This is a genomic window from Hoyosella subflava DQS3-9A1, from assembly GCF_000214175.1.
GTDB classification, from domain to species: domain Bacteria; phylum Actinomycetota; class Actinomycetes; order Mycobacteriales; family Mycobacteriaceae; genus Hoyosella; species Hoyosella subflava.
Map to the genome: position 1 here is coordinate 3,665,748 of NC_015564.1, position 16,855 is coordinate 3,682,602.

General features: G+C 61.4%; 17 protein-coding genes and 1 pseudogene. 10 read left to right on the plus strand and 8 right to left on the minus strand.

Annotated features, from left to right (window positions below):
- Position 1: 1 nt before the first annotated feature.
- Genes AS9A_RS17205 through AS9A_RS17215 form a run of 3 tightly spaced genes read right to left on the minus strand, consistent with a single transcriptional unit; the run spans position 2 to position 2,219 of the window.
- On the minus strand, positions 2-739 hold the full coding sequence (locus AS9A_RS17205; protein ID WP_013808382.1) for a GntR family transcriptional regulator: 738 nt from the start codon (positions 737-739) through the stop codon (positions 2-4).
- Positions 720-1,469, minus strand: coding sequence for a maleate cis-trans isomerase family protein (locus tag AS9A_RS17210; RefSeq protein WP_013808383.1), 750 nt, complete (start codon positions 1,467-1,469; stop codon positions 720-722). Before AS9A_RS17210 ends, AS9A_RS17205 begins: the two co-directional genes overlap by 20 nt.
- Positions 1,470-2,219: a maleate cis-trans isomerase family protein gene (locus AS9A_RS17215; RefSeq protein WP_013808384.1), complete on the minus strand. Its 750-nt coding sequence runs from the start codon at positions 2,217-2,219 to the stop codon at positions 1,470-1,472.
- Between the two features lie 65 nt (positions 2,220-2,284).
- Here AS9A_RS17215 and AS9A_RS17220 point away from each other — a divergent pair, with 65 nt between their 5' ends.
- The 3 genes from AS9A_RS17220 to AS9A_RS17230 are packed head-to-tail and all read left to right on the plus strand — an operon-like array spanning position 2,285 to position 5,149.
- Positions 2,285-3,277, plus strand: a complete 993-nt coding sequence (locus tag AS9A_RS17220; RefSeq protein WP_013808385.1) for a D-2-hydroxyacid dehydrogenase — start codon at positions 2,285-2,287, stop codon at positions 3,275-3,277.
- Between the two features lie 10 nt (positions 3,278-3,287).
- Positions 3,288-4,667 (plus strand): amidase, encoded by a 1,380-nt coding sequence (locus AS9A_RS17225; protein ID WP_013808386.1) that lies wholly within the window; start codon positions 3,288-3,290, stop codon positions 4,665-4,667.
- A 14-nt stretch (positions 4,668-4,681) separates the two neighbouring features.
- Complete coding sequence (locus AS9A_RS17230) at positions 4,682-5,149, plus strand: FABP family protein (protein ID WP_041451179.1); 468 nt, start codon at positions 4,682-4,684, stop codon at positions 5,147-5,149.
- Positions 5,150-5,169: 20 nt separating this feature from the next.
- Here AS9A_RS17230 and AS9A_RS17235 read toward each other — a convergent pair whose 3' ends face one another.
- A complete protein-coding gene (locus tag AS9A_RS17235) occupies positions 5,170-7,011 on the minus strand; it encodes an acyl-CoA dehydrogenase (RefSeq protein ID WP_013808388.1) in 1,842 nt (613 codons plus the stop codon).
- A gap of 208 nt (positions 7,012-7,219) precedes the next feature.
- Between AS9A_RS17235 and AS9A_RS17240 the strand changes: the two genes are divergently transcribed.
- From AS9A_RS17240 to AS9A_RS17255, 4 genes are read left to right on the plus strand one after another with little or no spacing between them, the layout of a single operon-like run.
- Entirely contained in the window at positions 7,220-7,930 is a 711-nt protein-coding gene (locus tag AS9A_RS17240) for an ABC transporter ATP-binding protein (RefSeq protein WP_013808389.1), read from the plus strand.
- A 9-nt stretch (positions 7,931-7,939) separates the two neighbouring features.
- The gene (locus AS9A_RS17245; RefSeq protein ID WP_013808390.1) at positions 7,940-8,677 is read left to right on the plus strand and encodes an ABC transporter permease; all 738 of its coding nucleotides are present in this window, start codon (positions 7,940-7,942) and stop codon (positions 8,675-8,677) included.
- A 17-nt stretch (positions 8,678-8,694) separates the two neighbouring features.
- Positions 8,695-9,333, plus strand: coding sequence for a TetR/AcrR family transcriptional regulator (locus AS9A_RS17250; RefSeq protein WP_013808391.1), 639 nt, complete (start codon positions 8,695-8,697; stop codon positions 9,331-9,333).
- A gap of 25 nt (positions 9,334-9,358) precedes the next feature.
- Complete coding sequence (locus tag AS9A_RS17255) at positions 9,359-9,673, plus strand: hypothetical protein (RefSeq protein WP_013808392.1); 315 nt, start codon at positions 9,359-9,361, stop codon at positions 9,671-9,673.
- A gap of 72 nt (positions 9,674-9,745) precedes the next feature.
- Here AS9A_RS17255 and AS9A_RS23425 read toward each other — a convergent pair.
- Positions 9,746-9,918 (minus strand): annotated as a pseudogene (locus AS9A_RS23425) (DUF3830 family protein); the annotation flags it as partial.
- A 38-nt stretch (positions 9,919-9,956) separates the two neighbouring features.
- Positions 9,957-11,198, minus strand: a complete 1,242-nt coding sequence (locus tag AS9A_RS17260; protein ID WP_013808393.1) for an aspartate aminotransferase family protein — start codon at positions 11,196-11,198, stop codon at positions 9,957-9,959.
- A gap of 81 nt (positions 11,199-11,279) precedes the next feature.
- Here AS9A_RS17260 and AS9A_RS17265 point away from each other — a divergent pair, with 81 nt between their 5' ends.
- A complete protein-coding gene (locus tag AS9A_RS17265) occupies positions 11,280-12,743 on the plus strand; it encodes an NAD-dependent succinate-semialdehyde dehydrogenase (protein WP_013808394.1) in 1,464 nt (487 codons plus the stop codon).
- 5 nt (positions 12,744-12,748) lie between these two features.
- On the opposite strand, the gene AS9A_RS17270 is transcribed toward AS9A_RS17265, so the two are convergent.
- Together AS9A_RS17270 and AS9A_RS17275 are read right to left on the minus strand one after the other, a co-directional pair.
- A complete protein-coding gene (locus tag AS9A_RS17270; RefSeq protein ID WP_013808395.1) occupies positions 12,749-13,018 on the minus strand; it encodes a hypothetical protein in 270 nt (89 codons plus the stop codon).
- Positions 13,019-13,026: 8 nt separating this feature from the next.
- Positions 13,027-14,271, minus strand: a complete 1,245-nt coding sequence (locus tag AS9A_RS17275) for a fatty acid desaturase family protein (protein WP_013808396.1) — start codon at positions 14,269-14,271, stop codon at positions 13,027-13,029.
- 269 nt (positions 14,272-14,540) lie between these two features.
- Here AS9A_RS17275 and AS9A_RS17280 point away from each other — a divergent pair, with 269 nt between their 5' ends.
- Together AS9A_RS17280 and gdhA are read left to right on the plus strand one after the other, a co-directional pair.
- A complete protein-coding gene (locus tag AS9A_RS17280; protein ID WP_013808397.1) occupies positions 14,541-15,470 on the plus strand; it encodes an ABC transporter substrate-binding protein in 930 nt (309 codons plus the stop codon).
- Positions 15,471-15,488: 18 nt separating this feature from the next.
- Positions 15,489-16,826, plus strand: a complete 1,338-nt coding sequence (gdhA, locus tag AS9A_RS17285; RefSeq protein WP_013808398.1) for an NADP-specific glutamate dehydrogenase — start codon at positions 15,489-15,491, stop codon at positions 16,824-16,826.
- The last annotated feature ends 29 nt before the right edge of the window (positions 16,827-16,855 follow it).

Consider the following 16,855-nt stretch of genomic DNA (forward strand, 5'->3'; position numbering starts at 1 on the left):
TTCAGCCGCCTGCTTCTGGGCCTGCTTCTGGGCCTGCTTCTGGGCCTGCTTCTGGGCCTGCTTCTGCGCTTGCTTCTGCGGCCTGCTGTTCACGCAAACGGGTCACAGCGTCATCCATGTGGTCTGCCAGCAGCTTGAACGCGCGTTCCGGCGGTCCGTCAGCGATCGCCTCCCGCAGTTGATCATGCTCGGTGACTTGCTCATGAATGTCCGCATACGTTGATTGCAGCGCACCGAGGCACATCCGGGTCTCGATCAGTAGGGTGCGCGCTGCACGCACGAGACGCGCGCTGCCAGAACTCTGCACGAGGGTCTCATGGAACTGCTGGTCGGCATCGGAGACAGCCGGGATATCACCGCGGTCAGCAGCGTCGCGCATCGCCTCTACGGCCGACGATAGCGCCGCGGCGGTCACGTCGCGGCGGCCCTCCAGTACCCGTTCCAGTGCCCCCCGCTCTATCGCTGCGCGCGAATGGTAAACGTCCTCGATGTCGTCAATTGTCAGTTCGATGACGAAGATGCCGCGGTGGCGGACACTGTTCAGCAGCCCTTCCGAAACGAGCCGCTGCATCGCTTCGCGTACAGGCCCGCGTGAGACCTGAAACTTCGCCGCGAGGTCAGCTTCTCCGAGCTGGCTCCCGGCGGTGAGGTTCCCTCGCATGATCGCCACTCTGAGGCGATCAGCGATGAGTTCAGCTGTGGACTGTCGCGCCACAGGTTCAAGATCGAAGATTGTCATTGTCGAGCCTTCCGCGGAACAGCGCACCGAGGCTCGGCTGCACGCTCGTGAATCCGGCGAGCCGAAGTCCTTCCCAGATAGTGACCTGGTTGGCCGTCAGCACCGGCTTGCCCAGTTCCGCCTCGAGGTCAGCCAGCACACCAATCGTGTGCATCGCGGTATCCGGGATGAGTACCGCTTCGGCATCCGGGTGGTCGTGGGCGCGCGCGATGTCGAGTACCTGCTCGGGGGTGAGCGTTCCGACTTCAGCCGCGGTGTCGATTCCCTGACTCGACATTGCCACCACTTCGATGCCGCCGGCCGCGAGGAACTGAACGAACAGCGCTGCCACGTCCTCCGGGTAGCTAGCGGCGACCGCGACCTTCTTGACACCTAGCGTGTGGGCCGCGTTGACGAACGCAAAGCTGGTGCTCGACGCTGGGACCCCCGCGTCGTCTGCGAGACCGGCAATCTGGCCGGGAGCACCGTCTGGCCCGTAAACGAAGCTGCCCGAGGTGCACGCCCACACGACTGCTGCCGGTTGCTTCTCAGCGAGCAGTGCGGCGCCCTGCGACAGCTTTTCCGGACTGCCTAAATCCAGTAGTTCGGGCACGGCATGCAGGTCTGTCCCGTAAATGTGCGCCACCTCGAGCGACACTGACACCCCAGATTCCTGAAGCAGCTTCTCCGCCAGGGGGTAGTCATCCTCAGCGGCATGGTCGGGGTAGATGAAGCCAATTGCTGTGCTCATTCACTCTCCCTGGAAGACGTCACGGAGCCATTTTCCGGGCCCCATCATGGGCAATTTCATCCGGCCGAGGCAGGCCCACATTGTCAGCTGGTTGGCAGTCAGAATTGGTTTACCAAGCTGCCGTTCCATCGGCTCGATCAGGTCGTAGGTGGGCAGGTTGGTGCAGCTTACGAACACCGCTTCGGAGCGCGGATCGTCTGCCTTGATGATCCGCTCCGCGATAGTCCGGTAGTTCACCCGCCACATGCCGCCACCGAGACCGAGGTAGTCGGACTGGAGAACTTCCACACCGAGTTCACCGAGGAAGTCGTTCAGCTTTTCGGTGAGAATCGAGTCGTACGGCGTGATGACGGAGACCTTGCTGAGGTTGAGGTGCCGTACAGCCTCAACGAGCGCGCCACTGGTGGTCAGAGCGTCGGGTGCGCCCGCCTCGAGCATGGCGTCGACGAGCGCGCGTTCATGAGACAGCCCTTTGATGAAGCTGCCGGAAGTGCAGAGATACGCAATGACCTCAGGTTCGACGTGCAGCACATCGCGTGTGGCCAGCATGACGCTTCGGCGGTCTGACACCAGCTCAGCCATCTCGGCGCTCACCTCCACCGGCTCATAGGGAGTCCTCGCGAGATGCAGGCTCACTTCCATCGGCAGCCAGCGCCAGAGTTCCCGTTCGAGGGCAAGGTCGAACGGAGCGATGATCCCGATGCCCCGCTGCGCGATGGGGCCATCAAATTCCGGGATATTGAGTTCCAAGGCCGGCCCTCGCCTTCACTCGGTGGCTATGCCAAGCGACTAATCAGATTGTTGACAATCATACGATGGGCTCCTACGGTGTCAACGTGACCGAGAACCTAGTTGTTACGGTCCTCCACGGCGACGCCAAACCGGACGAGGACCTCCTCGCCCCCGTCTCCGAGCACGCTACTCTCCGTTTCGCAGATGAGTCGGATCTTTCAGACGCTCTACCAGGCACAAACGTGCTGTTCGCGTACGATTTTTTCAGTCACGCGCTGCCCGATAACTGGTTGGCAGCCGACTCACTCGAGTGGATTCACATCGCTTCGGCCGGTGTGGAACGCTTCATATTTCCCGAACTCCGGGACAGCGAAGTCGTCGTCACCAATTCGCGTGGCGTGTTCGACAGCACGATCGCCGAATACGTACTTGGCCAAGTAATTTCATTCGCGAAGGACTTTCCAGGATCCTGGCGTTTGCAGCAGCAGCGAGAGTGGAAGCACCGCGATTCTCAGCGCGTCGGCGGTCGTACGGCCCTTGTTGTCGGAACTGGGCCGATCGGCAGGGCTGTCGCGCGGCTTCTCACCGCAGCGGGCATGCAAGTCACCGGGTCCGGCCGCCGCGCCCGAGAGAACGACCCCGACTTCGGCACGGTCACCGCGCAAGAAGATCTGCACGATGCACTCAGTGCGGCAGACTTCGTCGTCGCCATCGCCCCCAGCACACCGCAAACCCACCACATGTTCGACGCAGCCGCCTTCCGTGCGATGAAGTCCACTGCCCGGTTCATCAACGTTGCCCGGGGCGACCTGACTGTCACCGACGACCTCGTGTCCGCGCTCGAGTCGGGCACCATAGCTGGGGCCGCACTCGACGTCACTGATCCGGAGCCTCTCCCCGCAGATCACCCGCTATGGCGCGCACCCAATGTGCTGATCACCCCCCATCACGCCGGCGACGTGACAGGCTGGCGTGACGATCTCACTCACCTTTTCGCCCGGAACTTCCAGCGGTGGATGGCGGGAAAAACGTTGCTGAACATCGTCGACAAAGAGCGTGGCTACGTCCCGGGTTAAGGAGCACACGATGAATCCCACCGAGATCACTTCGATGACGGCGGTCGATCTCGTCACTGGCTACACCTCTGGGGCGCTTTCCCCTGTGGAAGCGACCCAGGCTGTCCTCGATGCGATTGACACCCGGGACGGTGATATCAACGCGTTCTGCCTCGTCGACCCGGAGCGTGCCCTCGCGCAAGCCCGCCTATCCCAGAAGCGCTATCAAAACGGACATGTCAAAGGCCTGCTCGATGGTGTCCCCATCTCGATCAAGGACATTTTCCTGACCAAAGGCTGGCCGACGCTGCGCGGGTCGCAGTGCATTGACCCGAATCAGGAGTGGACCGTTGACAGCCCCATTAGCGCTCGTCTGCGCGAAGACGGGATGATCTTTGTCGGAAAAACCACAACTCCAGAGATCGCCTGGAAGGCGACAACTGACAGTCCGCTGACGGGCATCACCCGCAACCCGGTCGACACGACGAAAACCGCTGGCGGGTCATCAGGAGGCAGCGCAGCTGCTGTAGCAGCGGGGCTCGGTCCGTGCTCGGTCGGAACCGATGGCGGGGGCAGCATCCGGATCCCGGCCTCCTTCTGCGGCATCGTGGGCTTCAAGCCGACCCACGGCCGTGTCCCAATGTTCCCGGCCAGCCCATTCGGCCCTCTCGCGCACGGCGGTCCCATGGCACGCACAGTCGAAGACACTGCACTGCTGCTCGACATCATGTCGTTGCCCGACTACCGCGATCCCACATCCCTCGGCCCGATCTTCACGACGTACCGCGGGCAGATGAACCGCGATGTACGCGGCCTCGGCGTCGCTTATTCGAAAAACTTGGGGTATGTGCAGGTCGACCCTGAGGTCGGAGAGATAGTGGACCGTGCTGTCCGCAAAATCGATGAGGCCGGCGTTCCAGTCACCGAGGCCGACCCAGGTTTCAGCGACCCACTCGAAGCGTTCGAACTGCTTTGGGCCACAGGGGCGGCCGCCTTGCTCGCCGGCTTCCCCGAAGGTTCGCGCGAGAAGGTCGAAGCTGGGCTTCGCCAGGTCTGGGAGAAAGGCGATTCCCACTCAGCTGTCGAGTATCTCGAAGCGCGTGCGGTTGCGGCGCAGCTGGGGATCACCATGGGCAAATTCCACACCGTGCACAACTTGCTGCTGACCCCAACGATGCCGATCACCGCCTTCGAAGCGGGCCACGATGTCCCACCAGAAAGCGGACTGCAGAGCTGGCCGCAATGGACACAGTTCAGCTATCCCTTCAACATGACGCAACAACCCGCGATCAGCATCCCTGTCGGCACCACGAGGGCAGGCATGCCGGTTGGCCTTCAAATCGTGGGTCCACGACACTCCGATGACCTTGTGCTTGCTGTTGCGAGATACGCGGAGCATGTGTTGAGCTGACCGTCGTGACGGACATGCTTGCACCGCTTGGAGACCTCGCTGAATTCGCTGGCCGCTGGGTTGGAGTAGGTGAAGGCCACTACCCCACGATCGACAGCTTCAGCTATCGCGAAGAAATCGAGTTCAGCCCCAGCGGGAAGCCCTTCCTCGCCTATCGGTCACGCACGTGGAACGCGGTCACCGGGCAACCGATGCACACTGAGTGCGGTTACCTCCGTCAGACGGCAAGTGGCTTCACTGAGTTGCTCGTCAGCCAGCCGATCGGACTGGGCGAAATCTATCGCGCTCGCCTCGAGGACGGCAGCCTCGACTTCGAGACGGCAACGCCGACACGCTCGCCGGAGGCGAAACCAGTGCACGAGATCCGCCGCAGGGTTGTCCGGCGCGGTGATCTTCTCACTTATGACATGTGGATGGCGCACGCGGAGACGCCGCTCACCCACCACCTTCACGCCGAACTTCGGCGCGCCACCGCAAGCTAGAAGTAGCCGACAGGCGCCGTTCAGAAAGCTGCTTCGTCCAGTTCCATGATGGAAGCGTCGATGTTCGTGAGTGCTGCGCGAGTCGCGGAGATGCCCGGGAGCACGTTGCGAGCGAAGAACAACGCGCTAGCAACCTTGCCCTGGTAGAAAGCAATGTCCGAGCTGCCGCCGTCAGCAATTGCACTGAGCTTACCCAGCGCAATTTCCGCGTGACGAAGCAACTGCCAGCCAATAATCAGGTCACCGACGGCCAGCAGGAGTCGCACGGAGCCCAGCCCGATCTTGTACAGCTCGGCAGGCTCCTTCTGGGCGCCCATAAGGTGCCCAAACAAGGTGGCGAGGACGGCCTGGACATCTTCGAGAGCTGATTTCAGCAGCGCCCTGCCTTCGGCGAGGCGCTCGTCCGCCTCTGGCTTCTCCAGGAATTTCGTGATCTCACCAGCTAGGTGGCCGAGCGCACCGCCCTGGTCGCGGGCAATTTTCCGGAAGAAGAAATCGAGCGACTGGATAGCCGTGGTCCCTTCATAAAGGGAGTCGATCTTCGAGTCACGAATGTACTGCTCAATCGGGTAGTCCTGCAGGAAGCCGGAACCACCGAGCGTCTGAAGCGAGTCGGTGAGCAGCTGGTAGGCGCGCTCTGATCCCACGCCCTTCACAATGGGAAGGAGCAGGTCGTTCACCCGTGCGGCCATTTCCGGCTCGGCACCTGACACGATCCGCGCTACAGCGGTGTCCTGGTGCGCAGCTGTGTAGAGGTAGACGGCCCGCAAGCCCTCGGCATAGGCCTTCTGCATCATGAGCGACCGGCGCACGTCGGGATGCCGCATCGTGGAGACACGTGGCGCGTCCTTGTTTGTCATTTCCACCATATCCGCGCCCTGCACACGCTGCTTCGCATAGGACAGGGCATTCAGGTACCCCGTCGAAAGCGTCGCGATGGCTTTAGTGCCCACCATCATTCGTGCCTCTTCGATCACGCGGAACATCTGGGCGATGCCGTTGTGGACATCTCCGACGAGCCAGCCTCGAGCTGGGACCCCATGGCCACCGAAAGTCAGCTCACACGTCGCAGATGCTTTGATTCCCATTTTGTGTTCGACGTTCGTAACGAACACACCGTTCCGCTCTCCCGGCTCGCCAGTTTCCGCGTCGAACAAGAACTTCGGCACGAAGAATAGGCTGAGACCCTTTGTGCCGGGGCCCGCACCCGTCGGCCGTGCCAGAACGAGATGCATGATGTTTTCAGCGAGGTCGTCGACGTCAGCCGAGGTGATGAACCGCTTCACACCTTCGATGTGCCAGGTGCCATCCGCCTGCTCGGTCGCTTTCGCTCGTCCCGCCCCAACATCAGAACCTGCGTCTGGTTCGGTAAGAACCATCGTCGCGCTCCAGCCGCGCTCCGCGGCGAGCTGCGCCCAGCGTTTCTGTTGTTCGTTGCCGATGCCGTACAGGATTTCCGCAGCTTTCGGTCCCGAGTGATACATGTAGGCGACCGGCTGAGCACCCAGGATCAGTTCCCGGATGGCCCAGGAAAGCATCAGAGGGGCGGGCTCTCCCCCAACGGCTTCGTCGAGCCCCAACCGGTAGTAGCCCGCTTCTGCCCACACTCGCACGGCTTTTTTGAGTGATTCTGAAAGCCGCACGGTGTGGGCTTCAGGATCGAACTCGGGCGGATTTCTGTCAGCTTCGGCGAACGGCTCAGCGACCGGGCCCTCAGCCAGCCGGCGCGCCTCGGTGAGAATTATCCGGACGGTTTCGCCATCCAGATCGCCGAACTCACCTGTGGACAGCACCTCATCGAGATTCAGCGACTCAAAAAGGTTGAACTCGAGGTCGCGTGTATTGCTGATGTAGTGGCCCATGACAGTGTTCCCTTAACCAGTGAGGAGATTTACTACTGTGAACGATGTGATCACAGTGGGCGACTGATGATCAGTTACGCAACCGTAGCCACCAGGGGTGTCGAAGAATCGAGTCCCAACCGTTCTCAAAAGTACATCGCAACATATCTTGGCCCGGCTGGGAGGCTCGGCGTATCCTTATTTCAACAGTGTTGAATTAGGAGTCGCTATGGCAACTGCAATCACTGTCCGGGCCCTCACCGTGCATCGCGGCGGGCGCCCCATATTTGATTCCCTGACCTTCACGGTGGAAGCCGGCACCGTCACCGGACTCCTCGGTCCCAGCGGAAGCGGCAAGACGACGCTCATACGCAGCGTCGTCGGCGTCCAGATCACCAAGTCGGGCTCGGTAGAAGTCCTGGGTGAGCCCGCCGGATCACCCTCTCTCCGGAGCAGGGTCCGCTACGTCACGCAGGAACCGAGCATCTACAGCGATCTCACCATCGCGGAGAACGTGGGGTACTTCGCCACCCTCTACGGATGCACCAAACCCGAAGCTGAGCGAGCGATCGCCGCAGTGCACCTCGACACACTCCCCCGCAAGCAACTCGTCCGGGACCTCTCAGGCGGACAGCGGACCCGCGTCACCCTCGCATGCGCACTGGTAGGTGCACCTGAGGTTCTGGTCCTCGATGAGCCCACGGTCGGCCTCGATCCTGTACTGCGCGAGGACCTGTGGCGAATGTTCCATCGCATCGCCGATGATGGGACCAGCATTCTCATTTCGAGTCACGTGATGGACGAGGCCCGCCGGTGTGACCGCTTGCTCTTCATGCGGGACGGCCGCCTTATTGCCGATGACACGCCAGCCGATATCCGCACCCGCACAGGCCAAGATGACCTCGAGGACGCATTCCTCGCGCTCGCCTCCCACACGTGAGGGACCGCCATGAACCGCCAGATTCTGCTCGCCACCGCCGCTCGCACCCTGCGCCAACTCAGCCGGGACCACCGGACAGTGGCGATGATCCTTTTCCTTCCCAGCTTCCTGCTGACGATCTTGTACTACATGTATCGCGACAATCCCCTACTGTTTCAGAGCATTGCGACGATCATGCTGGGCATCTTGCCGTTCGTCGTCATGTTCCTCATCACCAGCATCGCCATGCTGCGCGAAAGGACGAGCGGCACGCTCGAGCGACTGATGGCGTCACCGCTCAACAAACTCGATTTACTCTTCGGCTATGGTGTCGCTTTCGGGCTCGCTGCTGCTGGCCAGGCGCTAGTCACCATCACCGTTGTCTATTGGGCTTTCGACGTCAGACCGACCGCCGGAGTGTTTCTCGTGGTCGTCATCGCACTGGTAAACGCCGCACTCGGAGTTGCCCTCGGACTGTTCACCAGCGCATTCGCCCGAACCGAGTTCCAAGCGGTGCAGTTCATGCCCCTCGTTGCCATGCCGCAGATACTTCTTTGTGGACTATTCGTTCCCCGCGACCAGATGGCTGTCGTCCTGCAAGGAATCAGTGACGCTCTGCCGTTGACCTACGGCGTCGAGGCATTGCAGGAGATTGCCAGCGCGACACCGTCGTACACCACAATCTGGAGCAACGCCGGTCTCGTCGCCGCTGTCTCCGCACTCTCCCTCGCTCTTGCGGCTGCGACACTGCGCCGGAGAACCCCCTAACGAGACGGGAACCGATAGTGGCCAACGCTCCCCGCGGCCGCAGGCCAGGCGATCCGAGCGAGACCAGGGAAACGATCGTGTCAGCCGCGCGGGCAATGTTCGCGAAGCACGGGTTCGACAAGGCAAGCGTGCGGAAGATCGCTGCTGAAGCTGGTGTTGACCCAGCACTCATCAATCACCACTTCGGGAGTAAGCAGAAGCTCTTTGTTGCGGCGATGCGGGCACCCGTGAACCCAGTAGAGGTCGTTCAGCGGCTCGCGGCGGAAGGGCCGGACAAACTGGGGTTCCGGATCGCTGAAACATTTGTCAGCGTTTGGGATTCACCCGCTGGTTCCGGTCTCGCACAGGCGATGCGCGGAGCCCTCGCTCAGGACGGCATGACAGTCGCGATGCGCGAGTTTGTGACACACCAGATTCTGCCCGCGATTGCCTCAGCGCTCGATGCGCCGGCCCCTGAGAAAAGGGTCCGGGCAAGTCTCGTCGCGTCACAGCTCATCGGCCTCGCTGTCACTCGCTACATCCTCCGGATTGAACCGCTCGCCTCAGCATCGCCGGAGGCAGTAGTTGGCAGCATCGGCCCTGTACTGCAGGGCTATCTCACCGGCAGCGCAGTGGCTACCATTGAGTTGGGACCTGGAATTGTCCAGCCGGAATAGAACCCTCACCCGGAGGAGGTTCGTCATGGTCGTCACCGTTCTTGAGGGAATTGTTCCCATTGACAAGTGGGACGAATTCACCGCCAACTACAAGGCCGTGACTTCGGCGAAATTGCCCCCAGAGATGATCGAGACTTATCTGGTCCACGGCACTACCAACCTGTCCTCCTGGCGGATTCTCACGTATTGGCACAGCCGTGAGGCTCTCGAGGAGTACCGCAGGTCCGTCGATACGCCGGGCGGGATTCTCTTATTCCGCAGCGTCGGTGTCGAACCCCGCCTCACGATCTTCGACGTCGCCGGCCACGCGAGCAACGCTGAGCAAGGATCGATGGCGTAATTCGAGCCCGTCTCAGGCTCGAGCGAATACCATCTCTTCACCTGCGAATCCATTGATCCACAGGTCGTTGCAGGCTGCAGCGATCCTCGGGACCAACGTATAAACCTCGTTGCGCGCATATTTCGCGTGGTAGGCGTCTCCCGTTTGCGGGAGCGCATTCCAGACAGCTTCAGACGTGGCTGGGCCCCACGATCCAGAAGCCGTGCGCGGCAGGTGACGTCGTGCTTCGCGAGCGTGATCGAGATGTATCAGGCCACTCCATTCCCCTCCGGTGTAGTCGCTGTCAGATCTCGGCGAGCACTTCCTCCCAGATGCTCAAACCTTCGTCAATCTGCTCGCTTGTCACGATCAGCGGCGGAATCATGCGCACGGTGTTCATGTACGCGCCGCACATCAGCAGCAACAACCCCTTCTTCCCGGCAAGTTGTTGAGCTGCTGCGGCTTTCGTGCCGTCGGGCTTGCCGTTCTCGTCGACGAACTCACTGCCCACGAGCAGGCCGAGGCCACGGGTGTCACCGATAGCTTTGGTGGCCAGATTCGCCGCACCGTGCAAGAGTTGCGTCCCGCGCTGGGCGGCATTGTCTACCAGCCCTTCGTCACGGATGACATCGATCGTCGCGACGGCAGCGGCACAAGCAACCGCGTTTCCGCCGTACGTGCCACCCTGCGAGCCAGGCCAGGCTTTGGCCATCAACGCTTCCGGTGCGGCAATCCCGGAGAGCGGGAACCCGCTGGCCAGTCCCTTGGCAATCGTGATGACGTCGGGCTTGATATCGAAGTGCTGATGGCCGAAGAACTTGCCGGTGCGGCCGAAGCCCGTCTGGATCTCATCGAGGATCAGCACGATCCCATGCTGATCGGCGCGCTCGCGGAGGCCCTGGAAAAACCGCGTGTTTCCGGGCACATACCCGCCCTCACCCAATACCGGCTCGACGATGAACGCTGCCGTCTCCTTCGGTGAGCTGATCGTCGCGAAGAGGTAGTCGAGCTCGCGCAGAGCGAAGTCAGTTGCCTCCTCCTCGCTCCAGCCCCAGCGGAATGCCGTAGGGAACGGCGCAACATGCACTCCCGCCATCAGCGGGCTGAAGCCCGCACTAAACCGGGTTCCAGACGTCGTCATCGAGGCTGCTGCAACCGTGCGTCCGTGGAAGCCGCCGTGGAAAACGATGACGTTGGGCCGTCCCGTTGCTTGCCGGGCGAGCCGCAGCGCCGCTTCGACAGCTTCACTTCCCGAGTTCGAGAAGAACAGCGAATCGAGCCCCTCAGGAAGCACCTCGCCGAGCTTTTCGACTAGCTCCAGCATGGGCTTGTGCATGACGGTCGTATATTGCCCGTGGATCAGCGATCCGACCTGGGCGCGCGCGGCCTCGACGACGCGTGGGTGGCAGTGTCCGGTACTCGTGACTCCGATACCCGCGGTGAAGTCGAGGTATCGCCGTCCGTCGGTGCCGTATAGGTAGCAGCCCTCGCCGTGATCGACGGTGACCGGGGTCGCTTGCTTGAGGAGTGGAGATATCCGTGTCACTGACACCCTCCCATTGTCGGATTGTCAACAATAGGCATACCATGGCCTCGACAGTGAGGCAATGGCGAAGAAGGAGTTGCGATGCCCCCCACCGCTCAGGAAGAGCGCGAAGCGATCGCGTCGGTCCCTACCGGTCTGTTTGTCGGCGGGCAATGGCGCGAGACCGAGAAAACTTTCGCGGTTACCGACCCCTCGACCGGCGAAACGCTGTGTGACGTCGCGGACGCGAATCCTGACGAAGCGATGGCTGCGCTCGATGCAGCCGCCAAAGCCCAGGCTGGCTGGGCCGCCACTCCCGCTAGAGAACGCAGCGAGATCCTCAGCCGCGCCCACCAACTCCTGATCGATGAGAAAGAACGACTCGCTCTCATCATGACGCTCGAGATGGGCAAGCCGCTTGCGGAGGCACGCGGCGAAATCGGCTATGCCGCCGAGTTCTTCCGATGGTTTGCGGAAGAGGCTGTGCGCATTGACGGAGGGTTCATGCCTTCGCCAGCCGGTAACGCACGCTTCCTCGTGACACGCCAGCCTGTCGGACCCAGCATTCTGATCACACCGTGGAACTTCCCGATGGCCATGGGCACGCGCAAGATCGGCCCGGCGATTGCCGCCGGCTGCACCTCTATCATCAAGCCCGCCGAATTCACGCCGCTCTCCATGCTTGCTCTCGCTGAAATTCTGCAACGTGCCGGACTTCCCGACGGCGTAGTCAACGTTGTCACCACAACGAACCCCAGCAAGGTGATGCCGCCGCTCATTTACGACCCACGCAGCCGCAAGCTGTCCTTCACCGGATCCACCGAGGTCGGCAAGATCCTCCTTGAGCAGTGCTCGAAGACAGTGATGCGTACATCCATGGAACTTGGGGGCAACGCGCCCTTCATCGTCTTCGAGGACGCAGACATCGACGAAGCCGTGAACGGCGCGATGGCGGCAAAGATGCGCAATATTGGGCAGGCGTGCACCGCCGCCAACCGCATCTACGTACAGCGCGCTGTCGCCGACGAGTTCGTCAGCAAACTCAGCGAGCGCATGGGAGCGCTGGAGATGGGGCGCGGCACAGAAGACGGTGTTGTAGTCGGGCCACTCATCGAGCAGGCGGCGATCGACAAAGTGACTCAGCTCGTGGCTGACGCAACTGACCGCGGCGCCAATATCGTCCTCGGCGGCGAGCGCCCCGAACGGCCAGGCTACTTCTACCCCGCTACTCTTCTGACCGGCGTGCCCGACGACGCTGAGATGGCGAACACAGAAATCTTCGGCCCCGTCGCGGCCGTAAGCGTGTTCGATACAGAGGAAGAGGTCGTCAGTCGCGCGAACAACACGCCGTTCGGGCTAGTGGCGTACGTCTATACAGAAAATCTCCGACGAGGACTCCGTGTCTGCGAAGCCCTCGAATCGGGCATGGTGGGGCTGAACCAGGGAGTCGTCTCGAATCCGGCGGCACCGTTTGGTGGTGTCAAGGAATCCGGGCTCGGCCGTGAGGGCGGATTCACCGGGATCGATGAGTTCCTTGAGGTCAAGTACGTGGGCGTGCAGATGTAGGACGACTAGCGTTCGGCATCGTCCGCGTCGTAGTCCGCGTCTTCATCCTCGTACTCGGCATAATCCTCGCGCTGTCGCAGTTCACGCGGCTTGTCCTGCTCAGCGCGCTTCGCTGCCTCAACCATCTCGAAGCCGTCGGTGACCCAATCACCGATCTCGCGTGCGACACCGGCGACAGCACCGGTGATGATCACTGTGATGCGGCCGACGTGCGTCGCAGCCGATTCAACCAGCTGCTGGGTGACGTCTTTGCCGCGCTCCAGCTTCCCGACCATATCCCCTCCTAAGCCTGGGAAGATTTGCGCTCAACCATAACAGTGCGCACCTTCTCGGGCTTCACGAGTGACGGGGGCAACGCCAGCTTGCAAATCTTCTTCCACGCCGAGAACATCTGCTTCGGCAGCGGACCCGTGTTGTAGGGCACACCAAACTGGGCGCAGAGTTCTTGCACCTCGCGTGAGATGTCAGGAAGGCGGCATGACGGGATGTCCGGAAAGAGATGGTGCTCGATCTGAAAACCCGTACTGCCGGAAAGAATATGAAGCAACCGGGACCCGGTGAAGTTCGCCGAGCCAAGCAGTTGCCGCAGATACCACTCGCCGCGCCCCTCCCCGGCGATCTCTTCCTCCGTGAAAGTCTGAGCGCCCGCCGGGAAATGCCCGCAGTAGATCAGGTTGCCGACCCACAGGTTCCGGACGATATTTGCCACCGCATTGCCCGCGATTGTCAGGGGAAACAGCGGGCCCGTCAGCGCGGGGAAGAAGACATAATCCTTCGCGGCCTGGGGTGCGATCTTCTCCCACCAGTGCCGGGACACCTTCTTCAGGTTCGTCCAGCGGTCCCCGGGCAACACTGAATGATCTAGTTCAAGGACATGCAGGGCAGCCAGCCATTCGAACAGAGTGACAATCGCGGCCGCAATGACAGGGTTGAGCAGGAAGAACGGGTGCCATGGCTGATCTTCGTCAAGCCGCATCACGCCGAAGCCGATATCGCGATCCTGACCCACTACGTTCGTAAATGTGTGGTGACGGTAGTTATGACTGTAACGCCACAAATCGGCTTGTACGACAATGTCCCACTCGTATACCCGAGAATTCAGGCCCCGCTCGCGCATAAAGTCGTACTGGCCATGCATCAGGTTGTGGCCGATTTCTAGATTATCGAGAATCTTCGACATACTCAGCGAAGCGACTGCGGCGATCCACACCGGCGGAATGAATCCGAGGAAGAAAAGTCCGCGGCCCGCGGCTTCGAATGCCCGCTGAGCACGAATGACTTTGTAAATGTAATCCCGATCACGCTCACCCAGGTCCGCCAGCACCCGTTCGCGAATAGCGTCGAGAGCGCGCCCGAACTCCTCCACCTGCTCAGCCGTCAGCCGCACCGGCTCCGAATGCTGTGCCTCAGCGCCCCGAACAAAAGAGGCATTCCGAATTAATGGGATTCCTTTGAGTGTGCGAACCGGTGCTGAGCCAGGCCGCCCGGCATCTTCCCCGAAGAAGCCAATAAGCGGTAGAGCCACCATACGCACGCCCTCCCACATGAACTGCATACTGCACAAGATCGTCACTGATCTCGATAGAGATTACTTGAACCGCGTGCGTACAAGCATCGCGATATGAAGAACATCACGTTATTCGAACAGATTGTCGCCATTTTGCTATCGCATGGAGATTACCCGTATACCTAGGCGCGCCGCGCCGCACACAGCTGTGTCGTGGGCCACTGTCTGCGGACTCCCTACGTCATACTGGCGTCCACGCCCATGTTCACGTGACGAGAAGATTGAGACTCATGCCTCGAACTCCCGGGACGCTCCGTGCCTCAGCAGCGGCGGCTGTACTCGCTGTGTTCGCAAGCGCCTGCAGCCCTAGCAGCTCTGAGCCCGCGGAAAACCAGCTCGACGAGTTCTTTCCGCCGCAGGGCTCGCTGCAGTTGCCCGATGCTGCACCTCCTGGTGTCCCGCCACGCTGCGCACCGGGAGGCGGCCGGACAGTCGAACCTGGCATCCTCACAATCGCCACCGATGATCCTGCCTATGAGCCCTGGTTCACCGAAAACGATCCCGCAAACGGGCAAGGCTTCGAAGGTGCGGTGGCGCGCGCGGTGGCTGAAGGCCTGGGATACGCGCCGGACCTCACCTCGTTTGTCCGTGTGGCTTTCAACGAAGCCCTGGAGGCAGGACCGAAAGACTTCGATTTCGCGATCAGTCAGTTCAGCATCCTTGGTCAGCGCAGAGAGAACGTCGACTTCTCAGCGCCTTACTATGCCGTTGCGCAAGCGGTGGTGACACTCGAAGACAACGCAGCCGCCGGTGCCACTGCCCTCGCCGACCTCGAAGAGCTACAGCTAGGCGCGCACGAAGGCTCGACGGCACTCTATGCCGCCGCGCACAGCATCCACCCACAGGACGAGCCACGCGTCTATCCGACGACGGAGGGCGCAATCGAAGCGCTGGAGAACGGCGAGATCGATGCGCTCATCGCAGATCTGCCGACTGCGGTACAGATCGCCGACGAGCGTCTCTCCCCCAATGGCGTCGTCGTGGGGCGGTTCCCAGCGCCGAACGAAGTCACAGAGTTTTTTGGACTCGTACTCGAAAAGGGAAGCGCATTCACCGAATGCGCGACGATCGCGCTCGAGAATCTGCACCACGAGGGAGTACTCGAAAACCTCGCCGACGAATGGCTGTCCGGTCAGGACGAAGTCCGCGTGCTGCGATAGCGCAGGTACCGTGGGGCCATGGATGACCGCCTACGCGAAATCTACGACAGTGTGATCCGCCGCAATCCCGGCGAACCAGAGTTTCAGCAGGCTGTAGAAAGCCTGTTCACGTCTCTCGCGGTCGTCGTCAAACGGCATCCCGAATACACGGAAAACGCCCTCATCGACAGAATGTGCGAGCCCGAACGGCAGATCATCTTCCGCGTGCCCTGGGTCGACGACACCGGAAAAGTGCACGTCAACCGCGGGTATCGTGTGCAGTACAGCAGCGTCCTAGGTCCATACAAGGGCGGGCTGCGTTTTCATCCCTCGGTCAACGTCGGGATCATCAAATTCCTGGGTTTCGAGCAGATCTTCAAGAACGCGCTCACCGGCTTACCTATCGGCGGCGCGAAAGGCGGAGCCGACTTCGACCCCAAAGGGAGAAGCGCCAACGAAATGATGCGGTTCTGTCAGTCGTTCATGACGGAACTGCAGCGTCATATCGGTGAGCACACCGATGTACCTGCCGGTGACATCGGAGTCGGCCAACGGGAGATCGGCTTCCTCTTCGGTCAGTACATGCGCCTGCGCAACGCACACGAATCCGGCGTGATCACCGGCAAGGGAACCGCTTGGGGCGGCTCGCTCGTCCGCAAAGAAGCGACTGGCTTTGGAGTCGCCTACTTTGTCGCGAACATGCTCGCCGAGGACAACGACTCGCTTGACGGCAAGCGCGTAACGGTGTCCGGTTCCGGCAACGTGGCGATCTACGCGATCCAGAAGGTCCAGGAGCAAGGTGGGACCGTCGTCGCATGCTCCGATTCGAGCGGATTCGTCGTCGATGAGAAGGGTATCGAGCTCGACCTTCTCAAGGACGTCAAAGAGCGTCGTCGCGGCAGGATCCACCTCTACGCGGACGAACGCGACTCTGCCCGGTTCATCAGCGGCGGCTCGATCTGGGACGTCCCGTGTGACGTGGCGCTACCGTGCGCCACCCAGAATGAACTCGACGAATCTGCTGCCAAATCGCTGATTCGGGGTGGGGTGCGAATCGTTGCCGAGGGCGCCAACATGCCGGTCACACCGAAGGGCGTCGCGGCGTTTAGAGATGCAGACGTCCGGTTCGGCCCGGGTAAAGCAGCTAATGCGGGGGGAGTCGCTACCTCAGCGCTCGAGATGCAGCAGAACGCTTCCCGAGATTCGTGGCATTTCGATTACACGGACCGGCGGCTCGAGCAAATCATGTCCGACATCTTCGGACGCTGCCGCGACACCGCCGCAGAATACGGCACGCCACACGACTACGTTCTCGGTGCGAATATCGCCGGCTTCACGAAGGTCGCCGATTCGATGTGCGCGCTCGGCGTGGTGTAGCCGAACCGGCCGAACCGACAACGGCCCGG